The sequence below is a fragment of the Caldithrix sp. genome (genome assembly GCF_056497305.1).
On sequence record NZ_JBSMDE010000202.1, the window covers coordinates 23,798 to 46,699 of the forward strand.

Annotated in this window: 23 protein-coding genes and 1 riboswitch; of the genes, 20 read left to right on the plus strand and 3 right to left on the minus strand. The window is 48.5% G+C overall.

Translation table 11 applies throughout. The features are described from left to right. Positions 1-5 precede the first annotated feature (5 nt). The 20 genes from ACWB0I_RS16795 to ACWB0I_RS16890 all read left to right on the plus strand — a co-directional run bounded on the left by ACWB0I_RS16795 (position 6) and on the right by ACWB0I_RS16890 (position 18,181). Entirely contained in the window at positions 6-683 is a 678-nt protein-coding gene (locus tag ACWB0I_RS16795) for a FliH/SctL family protein (RefSeq protein ID WP_479389242.1), read from the plus strand. A 2-nt stretch (positions 684-685) separates the two neighbouring features. After that, the gene (gene fliI / locus ACWB0I_RS16800; protein WP_479389243.1) at positions 686-1,999 is read left to right on the plus strand and encodes a flagellar protein export ATPase FliI; all 1,314 of its coding nucleotides are present in this window, start codon (positions 686-688) and stop codon (positions 1,997-1,999) included. 6 nt (positions 2,000-2,005) lie between these two features. Next, positions 2,006-2,470 carry a flagellar export protein FliJ gene (gene fliJ / locus ACWB0I_RS16805; protein ID WP_479389244.1) on the plus strand — a complete coding sequence of 155 codons (465 nt, stop codon included), beginning with the start codon at positions 2,006-2,008 and terminating at the stop codon, positions 2,468-2,470. A gap of 3 nt (positions 2,471-2,473) precedes the next feature. Beyond that, on the plus strand, positions 2,474-3,046 hold the full coding sequence (locus ACWB0I_RS16810) for a hypothetical protein (protein WP_479389245.1): 573 nt from the start codon (positions 2,474-2,476) through the stop codon (positions 3,044-3,046). Between the two features lie 11 nt (positions 3,047-3,057). Then, entirely contained in the window at positions 3,058-4,737 is a 1,680-nt protein-coding gene (locus ACWB0I_RS16815; protein ID WP_479389246.1) for a hypothetical protein, read from the plus strand. An 11-nt stretch (positions 4,738-4,748) separates the two neighbouring features. Next, on the plus strand, positions 4,749-5,429 hold the full coding sequence (locus ACWB0I_RS16820) for a flagellar hook assembly protein FlgD (RefSeq protein ID WP_479389247.1): 681 nt from the start codon (positions 4,749-4,751) through the stop codon (positions 5,427-5,429). Between the two features lie 11 nt (positions 5,430-5,440). Next, positions 5,441-5,836: a TIGR02530 family flagellar biosynthesis protein gene (locus tag ACWB0I_RS16825; protein WP_479389248.1), complete on the plus strand. Its 396-nt coding sequence runs from the start codon at positions 5,441-5,443 to the stop codon at positions 5,834-5,836. 97 nt (positions 5,837-5,933) lie between these two features. Beyond that, positions 5,934-7,556 carry a flagellar hook protein FlgE gene (locus ACWB0I_RS16830; RefSeq protein ID WP_479389249.1) on the plus strand — a complete coding sequence of 541 codons (1,623 nt, stop codon included), beginning with the start codon at positions 5,934-5,936 and terminating at the stop codon, positions 7,554-7,556. 95 nt (positions 7,557-7,651) lie between these two features. Then, complete coding sequence (locus ACWB0I_RS16835) at positions 7,652-8,413, plus strand: motility protein A (RefSeq protein ID WP_479389250.1); 762 nt, start codon at positions 7,652-7,654, stop codon at positions 8,411-8,413. Between the two features lie 6 nt (positions 8,414-8,419). Continuing rightward, positions 8,420-9,112 carry an OmpA/MotB family protein gene (locus ACWB0I_RS16840; protein WP_479389251.1) on the plus strand — a complete coding sequence of 231 codons (693 nt, stop codon included), beginning with the start codon at positions 8,420-8,422 and terminating at the stop codon, positions 9,110-9,112. Between the two features lie 16 nt (positions 9,113-9,128). Then, positions 9,129-9,620 carry a flagellar basal body-associated FliL family protein gene (locus ACWB0I_RS16845; RefSeq protein WP_479389252.1) on the plus strand — a complete coding sequence of 164 codons (492 nt, stop codon included), beginning with the start codon at positions 9,129-9,131 and terminating at the stop codon, positions 9,618-9,620. Between the two features lie 13 nt (positions 9,621-9,633). Further along, positions 9,634-10,614 carry a flagellar motor switch protein FliM gene (gene fliM / locus ACWB0I_RS16850; RefSeq protein WP_479389253.1) on the plus strand — a complete coding sequence of 327 codons (981 nt, stop codon included), beginning with the start codon at positions 9,634-9,636 and terminating at the stop codon, positions 10,612-10,614. After that, positions 10,607-11,521: a flagellar motor switch protein FliN gene (gene fliN / locus ACWB0I_RS16855; RefSeq protein ID WP_479389254.1), complete on the plus strand. Its 915-nt coding sequence runs from the start codon at positions 10,607-10,609 to the stop codon at positions 11,519-11,521. Before fliM ends, fliN begins: the two co-directional genes overlap by 8 nt. Positions 11,522-11,572: 51 nt before the next feature. Beyond that, on the plus strand, positions 11,573-12,034 hold the full coding sequence (locus tag ACWB0I_RS16860) for a FliO/MopB family protein (RefSeq protein WP_479389264.1): 462 nt from the start codon (positions 11,573-11,575) through the stop codon (positions 12,032-12,034). Between the two features lie 298 nt (positions 12,035-12,332). Further along, entirely contained in the window at positions 12,333-13,112 is a 780-nt protein-coding gene (locus tag ACWB0I_RS16865; protein WP_479389255.1) for a class II aldolase/adducin family protein, read from the plus strand. An 87-nt stretch (positions 13,113-13,199) separates the two neighbouring features. Further along, a riboswitch (molybdenum cofactor riboswitch) is annotated at positions 13,200-13,357 on the plus strand. Next, positions 13,347-14,360, plus strand: coding sequence for a GTP 3',8-cyclase MoaA (gene moaA / locus ACWB0I_RS16870; protein ID WP_479389256.1), 1,014 nt, complete (start codon positions 13,347-13,349; stop codon positions 14,358-14,360). (Overlaps the previous riboswitch by 11 nt.) Before the next feature lies 1 nt (position 14,361). Beyond that, positions 14,362-15,585: a putative sulfate/molybdate transporter gene (locus ACWB0I_RS16875; RefSeq protein WP_479389257.1), complete on the plus strand. Its 1,224-nt coding sequence runs from the start codon at positions 14,362-14,364 to the stop codon at positions 15,583-15,585. Further along, on the plus strand, positions 15,578-16,510 hold the full coding sequence (gene moaCB, locus ACWB0I_RS16880; RefSeq protein WP_479389258.1) for a bifunctional molybdenum cofactor biosynthesis protein MoaC/MoaB: 933 nt from the start codon (positions 15,578-15,580) through the stop codon (positions 16,508-16,510). The genes ACWB0I_RS16875 and moaCB overlap by 8 nt, the downstream gene beginning before the upstream one ends. Next, a complete protein-coding gene (locus ACWB0I_RS16885) occupies positions 16,507-17,721 on the plus strand; it encodes a molybdopterin molybdotransferase MoeA (RefSeq protein ID WP_479389259.1) in 1,215 nt (404 codons plus the stop codon). Before moaCB ends, ACWB0I_RS16885 begins: the two co-directional genes overlap by 4 nt. After that, complete coding sequence (locus ACWB0I_RS16890; RefSeq protein ID WP_479389260.1) at positions 17,708-18,181, plus strand: MOSC domain-containing protein; 474 nt, start codon at positions 17,708-17,710, stop codon at positions 18,179-18,181. The genes ACWB0I_RS16885 and ACWB0I_RS16890 overlap by 14 nt, the downstream gene beginning before the upstream one ends. A 1,164-nt stretch (positions 18,182-19,345) precedes the next feature. Here ACWB0I_RS16890 and ahcY read toward each other — a convergent pair. The 3 genes from ahcY to ACWB0I_RS16905 all read right to left on the minus strand — a co-directional run bounded on the left by ahcY (position 19,346) and on the right by ACWB0I_RS16905 (position 22,650). Continuing rightward, on the minus strand, positions 19,346-20,602 hold the full coding sequence (gene ahcY, locus ACWB0I_RS16895) for an adenosylhomocysteinase (protein ID WP_479389261.1): 1,257 nt from the start codon (positions 20,600-20,602) through the stop codon (positions 19,346-19,348). A 203-nt stretch (positions 20,603-20,805) separates the two neighbouring features. Then, positions 20,806-21,999, minus strand: coding sequence for a sigma-70 family RNA polymerase sigma factor (locus tag ACWB0I_RS16900; protein ID WP_479389262.1), 1,194 nt, complete (start codon positions 21,997-21,999; stop codon positions 20,806-20,808). A gap of 180 nt (positions 22,000-22,179) precedes the next feature. Then, entirely contained in the window at positions 22,180-22,650 is a 471-nt protein-coding gene (locus tag ACWB0I_RS16905) for a hypothetical protein (protein ID WP_479389263.1), read from the minus strand. Positions 22,651-22,902: the final 252 nt, after the last annotated feature.

Genomic DNA, 22,902 nt, shown 5'->3' on the forward strand with positions numbered 1-22,902 from the left:
TTCCCATGTTACAATTCAGAATTAAAGTTAAAAAACCGGTTAAAAATATTGAGTCCAAACTTTTTGACACACGAGCGAACAACGAGAGTGGCGCTGCGGATCAGAAAAAAACAGCGGCTCTGGTTGAAACGCAAAAAATCAAGATTTTAAAAGATCGCATCAAGATACTGGAGCTGGAATTACAACGGGCGCGGGAAGAATCGTTTAAAGCCGGTTATGAAGAGGGCAAACAAAATACGCTGCGCGTAGCCAACGAGCGCATTGCGGAAGCCCGAGAGGAAATTGAACGCGTAAGGAAAGAATTTAAGGAGTCTCTGGAAAAAGTTGAAAAGCCTTTGCTGCGCCTGGCCAAGGAGATCGCGGCCAGAGTACTGGATATGCAGCTAACTTTAACCGAAGAGCACGATCGGATTTTACTGGACCAGTTGCGCAAAATGTTGCGCGAGGTGCAGAATGAAAAGCAAGTTAATGTAGAAGTTCATCCTATGCTCCTGCCCGATCTCAAGAGCTCAGACATCAAGGAAGAGCTGCATTTACCCAGAGAGATGGAACTGACTTTTGTGGAAGGTAAAAATTTAAAAAAGGGCGAGGCTTTTATTACCACCAAACAATTTTACGTAGATGGAAAATTTGATGCACAGATAGAAGAATTGGCCAATCAGCTGATTCATGAGGAAAAATAGCCATGCTGACCTTACAGGAACGATTTGAACGGCACATTGAGCGCATTTTTGAGATGAACCCCATTGCCGTGGATGGCAAGGTCAAAAAGATAACCGGGGTGGTCATCGAAGCCACAGGCCGCAATGGAAGCCTGGGCGATGTTTGCGAAATCTTTACCAGGCAGGGACAAAAAATCAAGGCCGAAATTGTGGGCTTTAAAGATGAGACCATCTTATTGATGCCCCTTGGTGAGACCCTGGGGGTAGCCACGGGCAGCCGCGTTAAACGTTCGCCTGTGCCTTTAAAGGTTCCTGTGGGCGATATGCTTTTGGGGCGTGTTCTGGATGGATTGGGCAATCCCATGGATGGGAAAGGCCCCATTATTTCCAAGCAATTCCGCCCGGTGTTCAATTATCCCCCCAATCCTTTGAAACGTAAGCGCATCAACACGCCTTTGACTACCGGCATACGCGCTATTGACGGTTTGATTACCCTGGGTAAAGGTCAACGTGTGGGAATCTTTGCCGGCAGTGGCGTAGGGAAATCTGTTTTATTGGGCATGATGGCCCGCTACACCAATGCCCATGTAAACGTCATTGCTTTAATCGGTGAGCGGGGACGTGAGGTGCGGGAATTCATCGAAAGAGACCTGGGGGAAGAGGGCTTAAAGCGTTCGGTGGTTGTGGTTGCCACTTCGGATCAGGCGGCCACGGTGCGCATTAAGGCTTCGTTAATTGCTACAACCATAGCCGAATATTTTCGCGACCGCGGGCTGGATGTTTTACTGCTGATGGATTCTCTGACGCGTGTGGCCATGGCTCAGCGGGAAATCGGCCTGGCCATCGGCGAACCGCCAACTACAAAAGGCTACACCCCTTCTGTGTTTGCTTTGATGCCCCGTCTATTGGAACGCGCCGGCAATTCGGAGGCCGGAAGCATTACCGGGCTGTACACGGTGCTGGTAGAAGGTGGAGACCTGGACGAGCCGGTCAGTGATACGGCCCGTTCCATTCTCGATGGGCACATCGTGCTTTCGCGGCGCATTGCCACCCGCGGCCACTTTCCGGCGATCGATGTGCTGGAAAGCGTGAGTCGTTTGCGTAATGAAGTGATTAGCCCCCAACAGAAGGCATTGATTCAAAAAATTCTGGAGATCATGGCCATTTACCGTGAATCGGAAGATCTGATCAATATTGGCGCCTACAAAAAGGGCACCAATCCGCAACTCGATGAGGCCATCGAAAAAATCGATGCCATCAACGAGTTCCTTAAGCAAGAAATTGACGAAAGCTCAACCTTTGAGCAGACATTGGAAGCAATGCAACATTTGGTGTAAGGTACCATGGCCCGATTAAAAAATTTTAGATTGCAAAAGGTTCTGGAATTTAAAGAACATTTAGAATCGATGGGAAAGCTGGAATTGCACAAAGCCCGCAGCAAACAGGTAGAAGCTGAGAAAGAGATGCATCGGTTGCTAAAAACAAAAGACGACCTGTTGCTCCAGACTGAGGAGCAGTTTGACAGGCAAGACAGAGTCGATCTGAACGATCTCAAATTGCGTTTCAGCTATCTGGATCAGCTGCAGCACTCCATTGAACACATAAACCAAACGGTTCAGGATCTGAAAAAAGAGGTGGAGCAAAAGCGCAAAGAACTGAATAGCGCCGTCCAGGAACGAAAGATCATCCAGACTTTGAAAGATCAGTTTAAGGACAGGCAAAAGCAGGAAATAAAAAAGGCCGAAAACGGGGCGATCGATGAAATTGCCATCCGCAAAAAGTCAGACGCGAATCAGGAAGGAGCGTAATCCATGGTTCGGGCACTGATTTTCAGCACAATAAGTTTGCCGATCATGGTTCTGGCCATTGTGGGCGCCTTATTTTTGATTAAGCCCATGCCCAATCAACCTGCGCAGACCGCTGTCAAACCAATTTCCAGAAAGGAGAGGCGCCTGCAGATCAAAGCCCACACCATGGATGATTTTTTAAATAAACGATGGGCCGATGTGCGGCACACACTGGACAGCCTGTTTACCGAAATCGATATTTTAAATGATTCCCTGCGCAAGCAGGCCCTGGTAAGAGACAGTCTGGAACAACAGCTTGTGCTGCTGCAATTCAACCTGGAACAATCCAGAAAGGAAATCGAGGGATTGCAGCAAAAATTGGTTTCTGCCGGGCAGCAACAAAAGCGTATTAAAGACCTGGCCAAAACGCTTTCCGGCTTAAAGGGGAAAAGTCTGGCCAATATTGTGGCTAAAATGAAAGACGATGCTTTAATTCAAATTTATCAACAGATGAGTGCAACGGCAAAAAAAAACTTAATGGCAGGTTTACCGCCTGATCGGGCCGCAGCCATCGCACAAAAAATGTTAAAAAATTAGTTGGGTGCAGCATGAAGAATTTTAACTTCAGTCCAATTGAATCCGTTGAAAAGGGATTTACCAAAGGTGTTCGAGGAAGAGCGAAAGGAGCGGCTGCTTCCGGCGTTCCTCTGCCCTGGAAAGAGGAGAACAGCCCATTCTTCCATTTGTGGTCAAAGCAGCAACAAAAGACTGAAACCATTCAATCTTCCAGGTCGCCTATTGTAATCCCGGTGAACAGGACTGCGGCCCGATTTTCACAGGATTCTGCTGTTGACCCTGTCAAAAGCGCCGGGGTTAACAGGAAAGCGGAGGAACAAAAGACCCCAAAGAACGCTTCGACTAAAGCGCAGGCTGGGTCTGGAAAGGCCTTGCTGGAGTTTGTTTTGCCCATCCCGCCTGCATCAGTCGCAGATCATTCCGCCGTGGAACAGACAAAAGGCCAGACTGTGCAGGAACAACTGTTGCTGAAACTGGTACAGGCGGCGCTGAACAGCCGGCAAATGCAAACGCAGTTAGATGGCCTATCGCCAAAAATTTTGAAAGTTAACGTAACCTTCAGGGGCGGGGAATCTGCATTCCGTCTGTCTGGCCTGATGCCGGGCAAAACAAGCGCATTGAAGGTTTCTGCAGGCCAGGGTAAGCTGGCGCATTCTGCTGCCATGATCAACGCAGCGGATCAGGCCCCTGCTGTTTTGCAATCTAAAGACGCTCAGGTAAAGAGTAGCAGCCTTCTGTTCAAAAATTTTTCCGGTCTGATGTGGCAGCCCGTAGAAAATGCGCAGGAAATGGAACAGATTGCTCAGCAATTAAAAGGAAGCGCCATCCGGGAAATTAATCTGCAGTTGAAACCAGCCGCATCGAACGTGTTCGAAGTTAGCTTCGATGCCGCAGAACAGAAAAAAAGCGGGGTGGATGCACTACGTCAGAATTTCAAAGTGGAGAAAAATGGAGTTGCGTCGTCCAAATCTGCGCCAATAAAAGGCCAGATCAAGGCCGCGGGCCAGGAAGTTCGTTCTTTAAAAAACACAATAAACCTTAAAGCAGCGGAACCCATGGGCGCTTTTCAGGAAAATGAACCCGAAGCCGCGGTGCCACAGTCCGATGCTGAACCTCAAACCATTGTATTAAAGGTTCAGGCTCAGGAAGGGGCAGGTCAAAAAGCGGTTGAGGGAGTAGCACAAAACACACAAGTGAAGTTGCTCGGGGTGCAGATTCATCAGCTGGCTCAGGCCTCAAGCTCAACGCCCCATGGCCAGACCATGGGGCTGGTAAAGGGCGCGCCCGCCGGTTCGAACATGGGGCTTTTTGTGGCAAGGATTCAAGAGATGGTCGATCAGGCTCAGAACATGAAGCTGCGCAGCGGGCAAATACGCATGAGTTTGGAAGACACGCCCATGGGCAAAGTGGACCTGAAATTTCAGCGGAGTGAGCATCAGTTAACCGTCGTGGTAGAGAATGAACAGGTGCGTCATGAACTGCTTCGTCTGGCGCCGATCATTCAAAACCAGCTGGCGGAAAAGGGAATTGTGCTCCAGAGTTTTCAGGTGAATGTGGGGCACTTTGAACAATCCACTTCGGGAAGACAATCATCGGAAAAAAGAAACCATTCATTGGCTTCAAGCAATGGAGGAAAGGAGATCGAACATGAATCGCAATCCACCGTAAACAACCGGAAATTTGGTTACAACACAATGGAAATAACCGTTTAGGAGGTAAAATCATGGCAGACATGATTCAATCCATTACCAGCGCGCAACAATCCGGCGTTACTCAGCAGAGCTCGGGGACCAGTAATGTGGAGATGGGCAAATATGAATTTTTGCAGTTGCTGGTCACGCAATTAAAAAATCAGGACCCGCTTTCCCCCATGAAGGGGCAGGAGTTTGCGGCCCAATTGGCCCAGTTCAGTTCGCTGGAGCGCCTGATGGACATCGACAGCAGCCTGCAGCAGGGCATGGACGCGGACATGATGCTGGCTCAAACCATCAACAATACCATGGCTACCAACTTTATTGGAAAAGAGGTGCTGGCCTACGGTAATTCGTTGCCCCTGCTGGCTGGTCAGAGCGCACCCATCAGCTTTGAGGTGCCGACTGATGTGAAAGAGGCGACCATTGAAATTTACGACGCCAACGACAATTTGGTGCGCACCATTAAAGTTACCGAGCTGGAAGGCGGACGGCACACCCAGGATTGGGACGGTCTGGACGAAAACGGCAATGTTTTAAATGGCGGAACGTACCATTTTAAGATTCAGGCCGTGGATGAACAGGACAATCCGGTTACCGTGCAAACTTTTACGCGGGGCATTGTCTCGGCTGTAAAATATGAACAGGGGCAACCCGTGCTGGTCGTCGATGGCAAAGAAATTTACTTTGGCGATGTGGTTCAGATAGGCTGAAGAGGTGCGCCATGAAAGTATCTGAATTACAACTGCAACAGGGGCTCCGACCCGTAAAGCCTGTTGGCCAGAGCGGGCAGGAACAGCAAAAAAGCCTAAAAGCGGCTGACGTCTCTTTTGGCAATGTGTTGCACCGTAAACTGCAAATCCAGACGGGATTGAAGTTTTCGGCACACGCCATGAAAAGACTGGAGAACCGGGCGCTGACCCTGGACGAGAACGATTTACAACGATTGCAGCAGGGCGTTCGACAGCTGGAAGCCAAAGGAGCGCAGAACTCGGTAATTCTGATGGATAACCGGGCCTTTGTGGTGAGCGTAAAGAACCGAACGGTGGTTACCGCCATGACGCAGGATCCGTCGAATCAGAACATTTTTACAAACATTGACAGTTTAGCCATAGTCTGAAACAAAAACGAAACGCAGGGCCGGCCCTGAAAAGGGAGCCCTCAATCCGCTGACTGACAGAGGCGGATGAATAACACAAACAAAGGAGGGTCTTATCATGTTGAGATCATTATTATCCGGAGTATCGGGTTTAAGAAACCATCAAATGCGCATGGATGTCATTGGCAACAATATTGCTAACATTAATACCATTGGTTTTAAAGGTGGACGATTGAATTTTTCAGAGGCTTTAAGCCAGACCATTGGCCTGGCCAACGCTACCTATCTCAATCCCATGCAAATCGGTCTGGGAATGAAAACCACTTCCGTAGAAAATCTGTTTTCCCAGGGCAGTCTGGAACAAACGGGCGTATTGACCGATATGGCCATTGAAGGAGACGGCTTTTTTGTGCTCAATGCCGGCGAAGTAAAGGTATTGACGCGCGCCGGACAATTCTTCTTTGACGCCAACGGCAAACTGGTCAACCATCGCGGTCTGGCTGTTCAGGGCTGGATGCTGACCGATCAGAACAAGTCGTTAGGCTTGGGCACGGGCAATTTAGGCGATATTTCGATTGACATGAACATGGTTTCTGAGGCTCAGGAGACCAAGAATATCTGGTTGTCTGGCAACCTGAATGCCGGATTAAAGACTACAAACGAGGTGTGGACCCTGGGCAGCGCTCTGACCGTTGGCGGAGCGAGCGCAGACCTGACCACCGATTTGAACACCCTGGATCAGATTGCTACGCCGTTGGTTGATGGCGATACCATTGAAATAAGCGGAACCAATCCGGATGGCTCCACTGTAACCGCTACTTACACCTATGCTTCCGGCGACACCATTCAGGATTTGATGGACGCCATCAACGGCGCGTTTAGCGGTACAACGGCCACTCTGGAAGACGGGAAGATTGTGTTAACCGATACCGAGGCTGGAGACAGCTCCACTACCATTCGTTTGACCAATGGAACTGGCAATACCGGGCGCATTGATCTGGCAAATTTTGTGAACACCGTGGTCGGAGAGACCGGTAAAACCAAGACCTCGGTGGTGGTGTACGATTCTTTGGGAGCCAGCCACAATGTGATCTTTGAATTTACCAAGACGGCCACCACCAACGAATGGACCTGGGTAGCCAAAACCACCGGCGATGAGAAAATCCTGTCCGGCGGCAGTGGGCGCGCCACCTTTAATGAAGCGGGGATGCTCACCTCATTCACCTTTGATGATGGCGATACGCAATTGCAACTGGATCCTAAAAACGGAGCCGATATTATGACAGTGGATCTGCATTCGGAAAGCGGTGAAGGGCGCATGGGCTTAACGCAATTCGATTCTCTTTCAACCCTGAGCGTTAAAGAGCAGGACGGTCGCGCTGTGGGACGGCTGGTCAGCCTGACCATTGACAACAAAGGCGTTATCAATGGCACATTTAGCAACGGGGAAAACATGTCGCTGGCTAAAATTGCCCTGGCTCAGGTGCCGAATAGAGGCGGTTTGATCCAGCTGGGCGAAGGCCTGTATCAGGCCAGTGTGGCTTCTGGGCCGGAACAGATTGAAGAGCTGGATGATAAATCGATTACCTCCATCGTCTCTGGTGCGCTGGAGATGTCCAATGTGGATGTTTCCAAGGAATTCACCGATATGATCACCACACAGCGAGGATTTGAAGCCAGTGCGCGTGTGATCACAACGGCCGACCAGATGCTCGAAGAATTGATCCGGCTGAAACGATAACCTTTTAAGATCTGGCAGATCGGGTCGATAACCCGATCTGCTTTACTAACCTTTTAAAACAAGGTTGGGGAATGAAAAGTTAGAGAGGGTAAACTGTGGATTTAGCAACCATAATCGGCATAATTTCGGGTGTGACTCTGGTTGTTCTGACCATAATCATGGGCGGGAGCGCCGCCATTTTTATCCATGTGCCATCCATGATGGTGGTTTTTGGAGGCGCAACGGCAGCCACGCTGATTAGCTTCCAGCTCAAGGAAGTACTGGGCGTCATCAATGTGGTACGTAAAGCCTTTTTTAGCGAAAAAACCGACAATGTAGCCCTGATTAATCAGATTGTTGAGTTGTCGAAAAAGGCGCGTAAAGAGGGCTTGCTGGCCATTGACAAAGAGGTGAGTCAAATCGAAGACCCCTTCTTGCGCTCCGGCATGGAGATGGTGGTGGATGGTACCGAGCCCGAACTCATTCGTAACATAATGGAAACGGAGCTGTCGTATTTAATGGATCGCCATAAACGAGGTCAGGAAATCTTTTCGGCTTATGGCGAATACGCTCCAGCCTTTGGAATGATCGGAACACTCATCGGTTTGATCGGCATGTTGCAGAATCTGAACGATCCATCGCAAATTGGCGGCGGTATGGCCGTTGCCTTGATTACCACCTTTTATGGCGCGCTGGCTGCCAACCTGGTCTTTATACCTCTGGCCGGTAAATTGAAAAACCGTTCCGAAGAGGAAGTGTTGATTAAAGAGATGATAATTGAAGGGGTGCTGTCCATTCAATTTGGCGAGCACCCCAATACCATTCAACGTAAATTAATGAATTTCCTGTCGCCCAAGCAAAGGATTTTTGAAGAGTAAGCTAAGATGAAAAAAAAAGAAGAGGCCCCAAAGAAGGGCGCACCGGCATGGATGACGACCTTTAGCGATATGGTAACCCTATTGATGGTTTTCTTTATCATGATTCTTTCCTATTCCACCATTGAACTGGAAAAATTTAAAGGCGCCATTAGCTCAATGAAAGGCGCATTAGGAATTTTAGACAACATGAGAAATACCATTACCAATGAGCTGGAGAAGAGCAATCAGGGGCGGGAAGACCTGAAAGAACAGGTGGAGAAGAAATTCGGTAAGTTAAAAGAATTAATGGCCAACGAAGAGATCGCCTCGCAAATTGCGATTGAAATGGATGGGACGGGCATTCACATCCGCCTGGGTGACAACATTCTGTTTGATCCGGGTAAAGCCGATTTAAAGGCCCAGGCTTTTCCCATTTTAAAAGCTGTGGCTGATGTGGTTAAAGAAGATTTTAAACAGATATTTGTGGAAGGCCACACAGATAATGTGCCCATTCACACTTCCCGCTTTCCCAGCAACTGGGAGCTTTCAGCAGCCCGCGCCCTGAGCGTGGTGCGCTACCTGCATTATGTAGAGGGCATTGATGCAGCGCGCCTGGCCGCAGTGGGCTATGGTGAGTACCGACCTCTGGTACCTAACACCACGCCGGAAAACAGAGCTAAAAATAGAAGAGTAGAAATTTACATCAGGTTTGATGAATAACAGAAAGGGTGATTATATGAGTGAAGAGAAAACACCAGCAGCAAAAAATCCAACCAAATGGGGATTGATCATTTCCCTGTTTTTTGTGCAGATTTTGGTGGCCATTGCGCTGGTCTATTTTCTGATTCTGCCCCGCTTGAGTCCAGCTTCTAACAGTAGCCCGAGCCAGGAGGTAAAAACGGAGTCTAAAGTAGAATCGAAAGAACCAGGAATCCTGGTAACCATTGATAATTTGACCATTAATCCCAAAGGGAGTTATGGGCGAAGATACGCCGTTTTTGAGGTGGCTCTGGAAGTGCCCAATGAAGAGGCTAAAGAAGAGATTGAAAAATTTAAACCAAAGATCGTTGATGCCTATTTACTCTATTTGCGATCCAAAACCATAGAAGATTTAACCGTTAAGCTGGATATTGAACTCATGAAAAAAGAGATGATTGACAGCGTAAACAAGATTTTAGGACAACCTCTGGTTCAGAATCTCTATTTTACACGGTTTGTTTTAGAATAGGTGGAAAAATCCAATGGCCAAAATTCTTTCACAAGAAGAAATTGATGCCCTGTTAGCCAATGTTAATACGGTGACCTCCTTAATTGAGGAAGAGCCGGGCAAAAAGAAAGTAATGGTTTACGATTTCAAACATCCCAATCTGGTTTCCAAAGAGCAGTTGCGCTTACTGGAAACCATACACGAGGGATTTGCCCGCAATTTTGGCGTCTTCCTTTCGGCGCAGTTGCGAATGATTGTGGAAATGAATTTACTGGCCATTGACCAGATCATGTATTCTGAATTTGTAATGTCCATTGCTCCGCCCAGTTGTATTTATGTGTGCAAAGCGGAAAATCCTTCATCGCCGTTTGTGATGGAAATGAATTCACAATTGGCCATCTTTATTGTGGAACGCCTATTTGGCGGTCCGGGCACCCCGGTGAATGAAGCCCGTCCTATTTCGGTTATTGAACAGAAAGTAATGAAACGCGTCATTGACCGGCTGCTGGAAGAGGTGATTAAAAATTGGGAAATCGTCACGCACTTTGACGCAGCGGTTGAACGGTACGAGAGTAATCCCGAATTCGTGCAGATTGTGCCCTCATCTGAACCGGTCATTGTGGTCTCTTTTGAAATTAAGATTCATGGGCATTCGACCCTGATGAACGTCTGCTATCCCTACATGTGGGTGTCCAGTATTATTTCTTCTCCAGATGTTCAGGAAAAGATTCTGTTTGGCAATAAAGAGGCGACGGCGGATGAAAAAGAGATTATTCAGGAAAATTTATTGCATACCCCGGTTAACCTGAACGTCCTGTTAGGCAAAACCCATATCTCGATCAAAGATTTTCTGGATTTGCAGATCGGCGATGTGATTCTGCTGGAAAACAGAACCGATTCCTTGTTGCCTGTTCTCATCAATAAAAAGCACGCCTTTAACGGTGTGGTCGGCTTGCGGAAAAAACGCCTGGCGGTGCGCATTGATTCCATAGAAAAAGGAGAAAAAGATGAATGAGAACCAATTAACCCTGAAGTACAAAGAGCAGGTGGAGGAGCTCAGACAGGTTCTGACCAAGAGCCTCTCTGATTTGTTCCAGCGCCCGGTCATGCTCGTTGAAGAAGTGAAAACGAGTGACGATATTCAACACTCTTTGTCCAGCATAGAATATCCTAAAATTGCCCTGATGTTCCAATCGGGCAAAGGTAGCCATCCTCTGAACCATCTCATTCTCTTTCCGGATCGGTTTATGTTGTTGTCCTACGCCTGGATGATTAGTGAAGATCCGGCCGAAGCCGTGGATGAAAACCATTTAGATGGCTTGCGGGAAATCTTCAATCAGATTATTGGACAGGCGCGCATGGCCATCCCGGATGACAGCTCCCGTTTTCATATTGAAAACCTGCAGGTTGGCCTGGCCGAATCGCCCAAAGATGTGTACCAGGGGGCCAATGGATTTTTTGTGCTGGAAGGCCATTTTAAACTGGACTCAGAAGATGAAACGTTCGAAATTCAGCATCTGGTCTGGAGCGATCAATGGAAGGTTGGTCAGGATGCTGAGGGCGAAGAAGAGGCGCAATTGGATGAAAATGAAATGGGACAGGTTGCTGTGGATCGGGTGGAATTTGGTTCTTTGGGCGGCAATGGTCAGGTGTACGAGAACAATCCCAATATTGAGATGTTACTGGATGTCGATCTGGAGATTGCGGTGGAATTGGATCGGAAGTCCATCCTGGTTTCTGATTTGCTTAAAATGGGTAAGGGATCCATCATTGAGTTCAATAAGTCAGCCGGTGAGCCTCTCGATATTCTGGTAAACGGGCGAAAATTTGCCGAGGGCGAAGTGGTTGTGATTGACGATAAATTCGGTGTACGCATCACGCAACTGATGAGCCCGAAAGAACGATTGAAAACTCTAACTTAAACATCGATCTTATTGAGGAGTTGGTCATTGTCTTTGCGGAATTGGCTTTTGATGGTATGTTTGCTGGCTATGCTGGTAGCCATGGGTGCAGCGCAAACGCCGTCTGTTTTGTCTGACACCAGCGCGCAAATGTCCGATACTACTGTTCAGGCCGTGCAACAGTTTAATCAAAGGCCTTCATTAACCAGGCATTACATTAAACTGTTGATGATTACATTTGCGCTGCTGGTTATTTTTTACCTTGCTCTGCGGTTCATGCGCAAACTGCAATTTGGCCCAAATAGCAAGGCCACCGAAAAAGTACGGGTCCTGAGTAAAAGTTATCTGACCAATAAACACAGTTTGTGGCTGGTAATCATCCAGGGCAACAAATATTTACTGGGCGTCACCGATCATTCCATCAACCTGATCGATCATTTGGGACCTGCCAGCGAAGAAGAAATGCAGAATTCCGTCAGCTCTGCTTTGCCTGCTTTTGGTAATTTTTTGGAAAAGCTGCACAAAACGCGCTAATTCCTCCATTAGAATGCATCATACGCGCTCTGTTTGGCGCACCGATTCTCCCACATCTAAAAGCCTGCATCCTGTCCTCAATACCTGCAAATGGCCGATCAGCGCCAGATAGCCCTTCAAATTAATTGCATCCTTTAGTTGATTTTTAGTAAACTAATATTGTGCTTGTACAGAGAGGGAAAAAGGAGGCATGTGCCTGTTCAGGAATTCAGAGAACACGACACAGTATGGCATTGTCAACGGCGCTGATGCTTGTTGGGTAAAGATCGATCAATTCAGAAAAAGCAGGTAATTAAGTATGCGAATCTGGGAAGTAAAAAAACAGATCATTGAAGTAGGCCGCCGAATGTGGCTTAAAAATTTTGTGGCCGCCAACGATGGTAATATCTCGGTGCGCCTTTCAGAAAACGAGATACTCACCACGGCCACGGGCGTTAGCAAAGGATTTATGACCGAGGAAATGATGGTACGCGTTGATCTGGAAGGACGCCTCTTAGATCGCAATGCCGCGCACAAACCTTCCAGCGAAATAAAAATGCATCTGGAGGTGTATCGGCAAAGGCCAGATGTGGGGGCTGTGGTGCATGCCCATCCACCGTACGCGACCAGTTTTGCCGTGGCAGGCATCCCCCTGGATCGTTGTGTGTTGCCCGAAGCCGTGGTCATGTTGGGTGCGGTGCCCATTGCGCATTTTGGTTTGCCTTCTACCGAAGAGGTTCCGGAAAAGATCAGACCCCACATTCAAATCGCGGACGCTGTGTTGCTGGAAAACCACGGCGCCTTAACTCTGGGCCCGGACTTGATGAATGCCTATTTTAAGATGGAGACCCTGGAGCACACGGCACACATCATCTGGAATGCCCTTCAATTGGGCTACGTAAATGTGCTGTCTGAAGAGACGGCCAAACGACTGATGGACTTGCGTCAGCGCTACGGACTTTCCGGCAGCATTACCTCTTGCCAGTCGAGTCCCTTCCAACCTCCGGCCCGGTCGGATGAGACCGGCAGTTTAAGCGAAAGGCAAATCCAGGAAATCAAAGAACGGGTTTTGCAGCAACTTAAGAACAGAAAACTTTAATAAAACCGGAGCGACTGCCGGACAAGTTAGGATAAAACATGCACAATACATTTGTCAATAATTAAATAATTCACTATATTATTGAAAAAGAAACAAAAACTCCGAGCCAAAGAACCTACGTTCTGGTTTTTCAGAATAGGGTTCGCGGCCGAGGGCGAAAAGCCCCTCTCCGCAAATGGAGAGTAGGGTAGAACCGGAAACGGTTCTGCCTCCCGTGTTTGGAAAGGAGCGCTTATGGAAAATAACACTACGGCTACCTACCGCACCCCGGCCTTGATCGATGCTCAGGGACGTCAACTCAATTATTTAAGAATCGCTGTTACCGACCGTTGTAATTTACGCTGTACCTATTGCATGCCTGCCCGCGGACTGCCGTTTATCGAACATGAACAGATCATGCGTTTTGAAGAAATTTTACGTATTGTCCGACTGCTTTTAGCGGGGGGCTTAAAAAAGGTGCGCATTACAGGCGGAGAGCCCCTGGTGCGCAAGGGCGTCGTTCCCTTTTTGCAGGAGTTACGCCGGATGGCTCCGGAATTGAGTTTGCACCTGACCACCAACGGGCTTTTGCTGGAAGACGTTGTGCCAGAATTGCAAAATTTGAAACTGAATGGGATTAATCTTTCACTGGACACTCTGGATGCCCGGAAATTTGCTAAAATTACGCGACGCAACCATTTTGATAAGGTGTTTCGTGGATTGCAAAAGGTTTTACGCAGCGGCATCCCCTTAAAAGTAAATATGGTGGTACAGCGGGGCGTAAACGACGATGAGATCATCGACATGGCCTTCCTGGCCCGCAATCATCCCATTGAAGTACGCTTCATTGAACAGATGCCTTTTGACGGGCTTTCCAATACGGTAGAACATCCCTTAACAGGAGCGGAAATTCTGGAAATTCTGCAGCGCGCCTTTGGCCATCTAAGCTATGTTGAGAGCAAACAGTCAACAGCGCAACGGTTCAGTTTGCCTGGTTTTGCGGGACGTTTGGGGATCATTGCCGGGTACAGCCGAACCTTTTGCAGCACCTGCAATCGTCTGCGTCTGACTTCCACCGGCTGGCTTAAGACCTGCCTGTACGATCGAGGACGGGTCAATTTGCGCGATTTAATTCGCTCCGGGAAAAACGATCACCAGATTCTGGAAGCGATTTTAGGAGCGCTGGCCCGGCGCCACGCCAACGGTTTTCTGGCGGAGCAAGAAAATTTCGGCGATCAACAACTTTCCATGGCACAAATTGGGGGGTGACATGCGACGCTGGTTGAAACAAATTGGCTTTCTGACTGAGGAAAAGAAAAAGCCTGTGAACCGTTTTGGCCCGAATGAGTGGTCCGGAGCGGTAGGCGATTTAGGTACCCTGCTTCCCCTGACCTTTGCCCTGATTGTCTTTAACGGCTTTTCCGGTGCTTTAATCTTCTTTCTGGTGGGCGCGGTTTATCTGGTCAGCGGCTGGTTTTATCGCGTTCCTGTATCTGTGCAGCCTTTAAAGGCCATGTCTGTCATTGCCATTGCCCAGGGCTTTTCGCCGCAGTTCCTGGCTGGCACGTCCTTTTTGTACGGCATGCTTTTGATCTTTCTCTCCTTAACCGGCTTAATTCGCTGGATGCAACGCTGGTTTTCGCCGGCCTTAGTGCGCGGCATTCAATTCGGAATTGGTTTAATCCTCACCAAAAAAGCCCTGGAGTTGGTCTGGCAAAACGGTCTTTTACTCCATCTCAAGAGCAATGCGCTGACTCTGGATCTCATTTTACTAATCGTTTTTTTGGGGATCATCTGGTATTTTCAAGTACAGAAAAACAAACCGATTGCTTTGCTTTTGATCCCTTTTTCCATAGTCATCCTCACTCTGTCCGGATTTTCGCCTCCAGCTGAAATGGGACAGAAGCTTTCCCTGCAGGTAGTGCCTCCGGATTTCAGTTTGTGGAAGGAAGCCCTGATCTTCTTAATCATTCCGCAATTGCCACTGACCCTGGGCAATGCCGTGTACGCTGCCTCTGATTCCTGCCACACCCTGTGGGGCAAACAGGCGCAGCGTGTGAATCCGACCAGGCTGGCGGCCAGTATCGGTTTAAGCGATGCCTTTATCGGCCTGTTGGGCGGTTTTCCTGTTTGTCACGGCGCCGGGGGCATGGGCGCGCACGCTCAGTTTGGCGCGAAAACCGGTGGAGCCACCATCATCATGGGCGCTCTGTTAATCTTAAGCGCATTAATCCCTTCCATTCATAAATCCATCTTCTTAATCCCTGTACCCCTACTGGCTGCCATGCTGATTTTAGACAGCTATCGCATGATGAGCATGATCCGCCGGCTGGTTGGCTGGCAGGCCATGACCAGCGCCTTGCTGGTGGGCCTGGTGGCCTTTGTTTCCAAAAATTTAACCCTGGCCCTGGCTCTGGGCCTGTTAAGTGAATGGGGATTAAAAAGAGTGTTTAGCCCGGTAACCGAAAACGTTAAAGAGGTAAGTCATGATTGATGTAAGTCCAAAAAGTAACACCCTACGTTATGCCAGAGCTGGTGGCAAACTGTTTGCCCAGCCAGAGACCATTCAGCGCGTAAAAGAGAAAACCGTGCCCAAGGGCGATGTGTTGCAGGTGGCGCGGGCAGCCGGAATTATGGCGGCCAAACAAACGGCCGATTGGATCGTCTTTTGTCATCCCATCCCCCTGGATTGGGTGGAACTGGACTTTGAACTGAACAGCGATCACATTCAGGTGTTTAGCGAAGTGAAGAGCGCCTGGAAAACCGGGGTGGAAATGGAAGCGCTGACTGCCGTGCAGGTGGCTCTGATGAACATGTACGACATGCTCAAACCCCTGGATCAGACCATGTCCATGAACGACATCCGACTGCTGGAAAAGAGAGGGGGAAAATCGGATTTTAAAGAAGACTTTGTTGACCGGATTAGGGCGGCTGTGCTGGTCATTTCTGATTCCACCTTTGCCGGAAAGCGAGAGGATCGTTCCGGAAAAGTGATTCAAAAGTTTCTGGAAACACAGCACATCAAAACCGAGGTTTATGAAATTTTGCCCGACGATCTGCAGCAGATTCGCGAGCGCGTAAAAGAATTGGTCGATGATCAAAAAATAGACCTGATCTTTACCAGCGGAGGAACGGGGTTTGGTCCCAAAGACGTAACGCCGCAGGCCATTAAGCCCTTGCTGGAGAGGGAAGCGCCAGGTATTGCAGAAGCGATTCGACGCCATGGCAAAGACCGCACGCCGTTTGCCATGTTGTCGCGCGAAATTGCCGGCGTACGGGGCCAGAGTTTAATTGTTACCCTGCCGGGTAGTTCCCGTGGCGCGCAGGAAAGTCTGGAGGCGCTCTTTCCCGGCTTGTTGCACATCTTTCCCATGTTGTGGGGCGGCGGACACGATGCCAGCGGGAGGGCCAGGCTATGATTTCCATTGAGCAAGCCATTGAACGCATTCGCCAGAATTTGCCGCCAAGGCAGGAGGAGAGCGTAAAACTGGACGAGGCCCGGGGACGTATTCTGGCCTGGGATGTGCAGGCTGTGGAAGACGCGCCACGGTTTACCAATAGCGCCATGGACGGTTTTGCCCTGCGCTTTGACGACCTGCAAACATTGCCCGCTGAACTGAGAGTAGTCGGCGAAAGCCGCGCCGGAGTTCCTTTTCGGGGGCGGTTAATGCCCGGCCAGGCTGTGCGCATTAGCACCGGCGCTGTTCTGCCCCATGGAGCCGATAGCGTAGTACCCATTGAGGATTGCCAGTGGGCTGAAGATTCTGTAAAAGTGCTTACAATAAAAAAACGCGGGGCTAATGTCCGGCTTAAGGGAGAAGAGATTACCAGGGGCCAGCTGCTCCTGAAAAGCGGAAGCGTTCTCTGCCCGGAGCAATTGGCTTTGCTGGCGGCGCAGGGTATTGCACAGGTAGTGGTCTTTCGCCAGGCCAAAGTCGCTTTGCTCAGTACCGGTACGGAGGTCAAACCTTTTGATCAAGCGGTAAAGGAGTATGAAATTCGCGATTCAAACCGCGTTATGCTGGGCTACGGCATTCAATGTTCCGGCGCCCGCTTGTCGGTGGCTGCACATCTGCCGGATGATCTGTCCTTGACGGTGGCCAGGTTGAAAGAGGTTGCCAGTGGTGTGGATGTGGTGATCTTTTCCGGTGGAGTTTCAGTTGGTCCGCACGACCATGTAAAAACCGCAGCCGAAGAGGCCGGATTTCAGCCAATCTTCTGGAAGGTTAACCAGCAACCGGGCAAACCTCTGTTTTTTGCCAAAAAAGAGAATACCCTGTTGTTTGGCCTGCCAGGCAATCCGGTTTCCAGCTTCATGAGTTTTGTGCACTATGTGTTTCCTTCATTACGTTACTTACAGGGGGCGGATTTTGCCTGGCCTGTCCTGGAAGCCCAGAGTGTGGAAAGGGTGGAAATCAACAAAAAGAGACCGCAATTGTTGCGCGTTAGCTGGCGAGAAGAATCCGGCACGTACAGGTTCCGCGTTCTGGCGCAACAGGGCTCGCACATGATCTCTTCCATCAGTCAGGCCAATGGCTACCTGGTTACAGCCCCTTCAGAACGGATTGAACCAAAGGAAAGCCGTACCATTTACCTTTTTCCCTGGAGGACAAAGTATGGGATATGTTGAAGCCATTTGCATCAGCCATAAAAAAGGAATTGTAAAAAAAGAGATTGGCAAAGCGCGATTTATTACGGATTTTGGGATTGAGGGAGACGCCCATGCCGGGAAATGGCACCGGCAGGTCTCCTTGCTGGCCGGAGAGAGTATTGATCGCATGAAGGAAAAAATCCCTTCGCTGAGTCGCGGCGCATTTGCCGAAAATGTGATTGTGCGTGGTCTGAATTTGAGTCAGGTGCGCGTTGGCGATTACCTTCGCCTGGGCCAGTCGGTTTTGCTGGAAATTACGCAAATTGGTAAAGAGTGCCACACGGCCTGTGCCATTAAAGCCTTAACCGGCGATTGCATCATGCCCCGCGAAGGATTGTTCGCGCGCATTATTGAGGGCGGAGAGGTACAGGCAGGCGATCGGGCCGAGTATCTTGCAGCCGATGGTTTGCAAAAGAGGCCTGCGCTTAAAGCCTGCTAAAGGCCAATTCGACCGATGCATCCAGCAAAAGTGAGGGACAGAGCGGAAAAATCTTTATCAGGCGTGAGGGCGAAGCATTTGTCTGCAAGGCTATGTAATGACTTTATTGTTCTTGATGTAGGCTTTGCCAGGTCAATTTGAAAGATTTTTGTTAAAATACGAATTTAGTTTACGATGGTGCAAAATAATCGGGAATAACCCATTTAACCAATATTTTTTCTATCTTAGGGCAATAAATCAAGAGTACATCTTATTCAAGTCTCAGAATGGGAAAATTAAATCTCTACTCAAAAGATTCTTAGTAGAGACAAAAAATTAATTACATATCCGTGTTCAACCGTTGTCTGAACTAAAATAACCAAGGCAGCAAAGCCGCAACCAAAAAATTTCTTTAAAAAATGACAGGCCGGTGCCCCGGAACCCTTTAACTCTTACACTCGTAACTCTTCCCTTCCAACAGCAGAAGTCATTTCACAAATTAGCCCTCACCCCCTCAATCCCTCTCTCCCAGAATAAAAATCTGGGAGAGGGGGAAGGCTTGCATGGAAAATTTTCACATGTATTGGGGATTCCTTACCCGAGCCCCATTCACGACCAATGGTCGGCCCGATGCTCATTCAACAATTTAACCATTCAACCGTTTTACTCCCTATCTCGGTCCGTGGGGAGCATCAATGTTTTTGTGTTTTGTTTTTACCGCCGTTGAAACGGCGGGCTATTGTCATTCGTCCCTAAAGGGACGGGGACGGTGGTAGTGTGAGACATTGTTCCCACCGATGAATCGATGGGCTATTGTCAGATGTCCCCTGCAGGACGATTTGGTTGGAGATAATGTGGCGTGCGGGAACCATCCCGTAGGGACATTTGAATGATCAATCCACCCTGGTTCAACTGTCCTCAAATTTGTAGCGCGACTCTCCAAACTTGCTTTATTCAACCGCAGGCCTGAAGCCAGCGGCTACCGGTACTGAATCCTGCTGTGCGCCTTTGCTGCAGTAGAACGTTCAATGGAATTGTTCTATTAAACATGCGGACCATTCCCATAACAGAAGAGGAAAAAAGGCGTTTTCAATGAGGAACATAAGCAGAGGATGGTTAGAAAGCCTTTGTCAAAAAAAAACGGGCCCTACGGAGATTGGTGAGGCCCGATTGAATTTTAGTGGTTCAGGTTCCCATTTCCCAGGAGGAAAGGTAGTGCTTCTGTTCTTCAGTTAGCTCATCGATCTGAATACCCATGGTTTCCAATTTGGTCAAAGCGATCCAGTTTTCAATCTCTTCAGGAACTTCGTGCACGGCAACCGGAATATCGTTTTTGATGGCAAATTCGGTGGTTAAGGCCTGGGTGGCAAAACTCATGTCCATTACACTGGCCGGATGACCTTCGGCAGCGGCTAAGTTAATCAAGCGCCCCTGGGCCAGTAAATAGATTTTCCGTCCATCTTCCAGAGTGTACTCATCCACGTTATTTTTCACCCCTTCGCGTTTTTCTTTGGCCATGCTCTCCAAATCTTCAATATTGATTTCAACGTTAAAATGACCGCTGTTAGCCACAATAGCGCCGTCTTTCATGACTTCAAAATGTTCCTTACGAATCACATGAATGTCGCCGGTAATGGTCACAAAAAGATCCCCAATTTTGGCTGCTTCGCTCATGGGCATGACCCAGAAGCCGTCCATGGCCGCTTCCAGTGCTTTAATGGGGTGCACTTCGGTTACAATCACGTTGGCGCCCATGCCTTTCATGCGCATGGCAAATCCTTTCCCGCACCAACCATAGCCGGCGACCACGACTTTTTTACCTGCTACCAGAAAGTCTGTAGCGCGAATGATTCCGTCAACGGTGGATTGGCCCGTACCATACCGGTTGTCAAACAGGTACTTGGTTTCGGCATCGTTCACAGCAAAAACCGGAATCTTAAGCGCCCCGTCTTTGTGCATGGCGCGCAGGCGAATGATGCCTGTGGTGGTTTCCTCCATGGAGCCTTTAACATTTTTCAGCTTTTCCGGATATTCGGCATGCAACGTGGAAACCAGATCGGCCCCATCGTCCATGGTGACCTGAGGATCGTGTTCAATGGCTGTACGAATATGGTCATAATAGGTTTTATGATCTTCGCCGCGAATGGCAAACACTTTGATGCCGTAATCTTTGACCAGCGAGGCCGCCACATCGTCCTGAGTGCTGAGCGGATTGGAAGCTACCAGCACCAGATCGGCGCCACCGGCCTGTAAAGTGCGAGCTAAATTGGCGGTTTCGGCAGTGACGTGTAAACAGGCCGACATGCGTTTGCCTGCCAGGGGTTTCTCTTTTTCGAAACGTTCACGAATTTTGCGCAGTACGGGCATGTCGTTGTCTGCCCATTCAATGCGTTTTTTACCCTGAGCTGCCAGACTCAGGTCCTTGACATGATGCTTAACCATAATTTTCCTTTCTATTTGGTTGATATTTTACTCTACGATCTGAGAATATTTTTTTACATGCTCTCTGTCTGATTGCCCCCTCTGGTTTTTTGCAAACGGTAGGCTACACAAAAAGCAACTATTTTCCTCTCATGCGTTCACACAAAAATGTAGGGAAGTGTTGTCAATTCTAACAGGAAATCATTGTTAATGAGCCTGACGCGTTATCGGTTTTCTTTATGGAAAATGTACCAGCGCACGGGGGTGTCAAAGCGACTGACCCACTGATGGTCAGCTATCAATTTTAGATGGCTCTGCCTGGCCCAGCGCTGAATGATTTGCGGAGCAAAGCCCAGCCAGAGATCGTGCATGGTGTCGGCCAGTTGTTTATTGTGGTGCCTCTCAAACTCGACGACGATCAAATGTCCGCCTCTGGTCAATAGGCGCCCGGCCTCTTCAATCCATTTGTGGGGCTGGGGTAGGTGATGCAACACCAATACGGTAAAAATCAGATCCATCGATTGAGGTTTAAAGGGCACGCGTCTTAGATCGCCCTGGACCACGCTCAAATGAGTCAGAGCAAGAATTTGCTGGATTCTTTTTAGCTGTTGGGCAAACTGGCGGTTCAGATCGAGGGCAATCACCTGCCGGGCCTTCAGGGCGCAATGAAGCGCAACCATGCCCGTGGCGCTTCCGGCATCGAGTACGCGTTTGGCCTTTAAATCCGGCAAGTAATTGAGAATGTGTTGCAAGTGTTCACGGGTAAAGAACTGCCGGCGCACGCCGTCCCACCTGGCCTGCATCTGGCTAAAGTATTGCTGACTGCGCTGGAGCACGCTTTTAAGTACTGGCTGATCCGTTACTTCCGGTTTTACGAAGCGCAACAGATCATCGATGGGCGTCTGGTGTGCTTCTTTTTTTAACCATTCTGGTAAAAAAAATAATTGATACTGTTTTTTGAAATTATCCCTGGCACGTTTGAGCAGGGAAGTAGCGGCTGCTTCACTGAGTTGTAATGTTCTGGCCAGTTGAGCGTAATCCAGCTCTTCCAGTTCGCGTAACAGCAAAATTTTGCGCTGTCGTTCCGGCAAAGCCCGCAGAGCAAATTGCACCGCTTCAGTATCAACCTGCCTTTGCTGATTGGCATCTATGAGATGTTGCTCTTCAAAATCAATGCGTTGCCTGCGCCTGTGGTCCCGGTAAAAATTAAGAACTTTATTACGCGCTACGGTGTAAAGCCAGTTTTTCAAAGAACGATCGGCCCTTAATTGCGAAAGATTCCGCCAGGCCTGGTAGTAAACTTCCTGAAATAGATCCTTAGCTACTTCGCCGTCTTCAACCGAACGTTTTAAGTAGCCTAAAATTTCTGCCTGATAGCTCAGTAACTGTTGCCAAATTTTCTGATCCTGTTTATTCATATACACCTGAATCGTCTATTTCTTTCGGGCTAATTTAAAATTTTTTCAAAAAGAATAAAACCAGCGCGCGAGTTGAAGATAGATCATGATTTCTTCCCCAGACGTGCAGATCGGTTTAAAACTGAGTGGGATAGGCGTGGGACGCCTCAGGAGGCAGCCGGCTATTCGCCTGGTCTGCCATCAATTAGTCATGCGGAAAGGGTCTGTAGCGCGTTCGTTCTTATCTAAAAATTGTCCCGAGGCTTTGTCTTTTATCCATAGCAGCAAGCGGTATTGTCCTTCAACCTGGTCAGGATTGAGTGAAACTTGAGGGATGACGATGTCAAATTCCAGGCGTTCTCCAATCAAAATTTCAAAAGGGCTGCCTGTGGCGGGACATTCCTGGAGGTACACCGTGTTCCATTTTCCAACAATATTTTTCTGTAGATCAAAGCCCGGATTCTCTCCGCAATTTAATAAGATCAGGTCTTTGTCCGTTTTGTTATTAATGGTCAGATGGGCCACCTCTTCGGGCTTATAAACGCCTTTATTCAGGTTAATGATCAATTTGTTGTATTCAATGATGTCTATGTCGGCTCCTTTGTCCTTTTTACAACTGGTTATGGTCAACAGAAAAAGTAAACCGAAAATCAAGAACACGTTATTTTTCATGTCTATTCCTTTTAATAATGGTTACTGCCAAAATTTAACAAAAAATAGGCAAGTACCAAACTTTTCGTTGATGCAATAAGGGTACAGGATTAGAATGCTTCCCTTAAAAGATCTAGTCCCGCCACAGCGGGATGCGAAAATTTTTGTGCGGGGTGAAGAAACAAAACCGTTGAATTGTTGAATTGTTGATTGGTTGAATGATTGAATAAGCATCGGACTAACATTCCCAATTCCCATTGATCGTGAATGGGG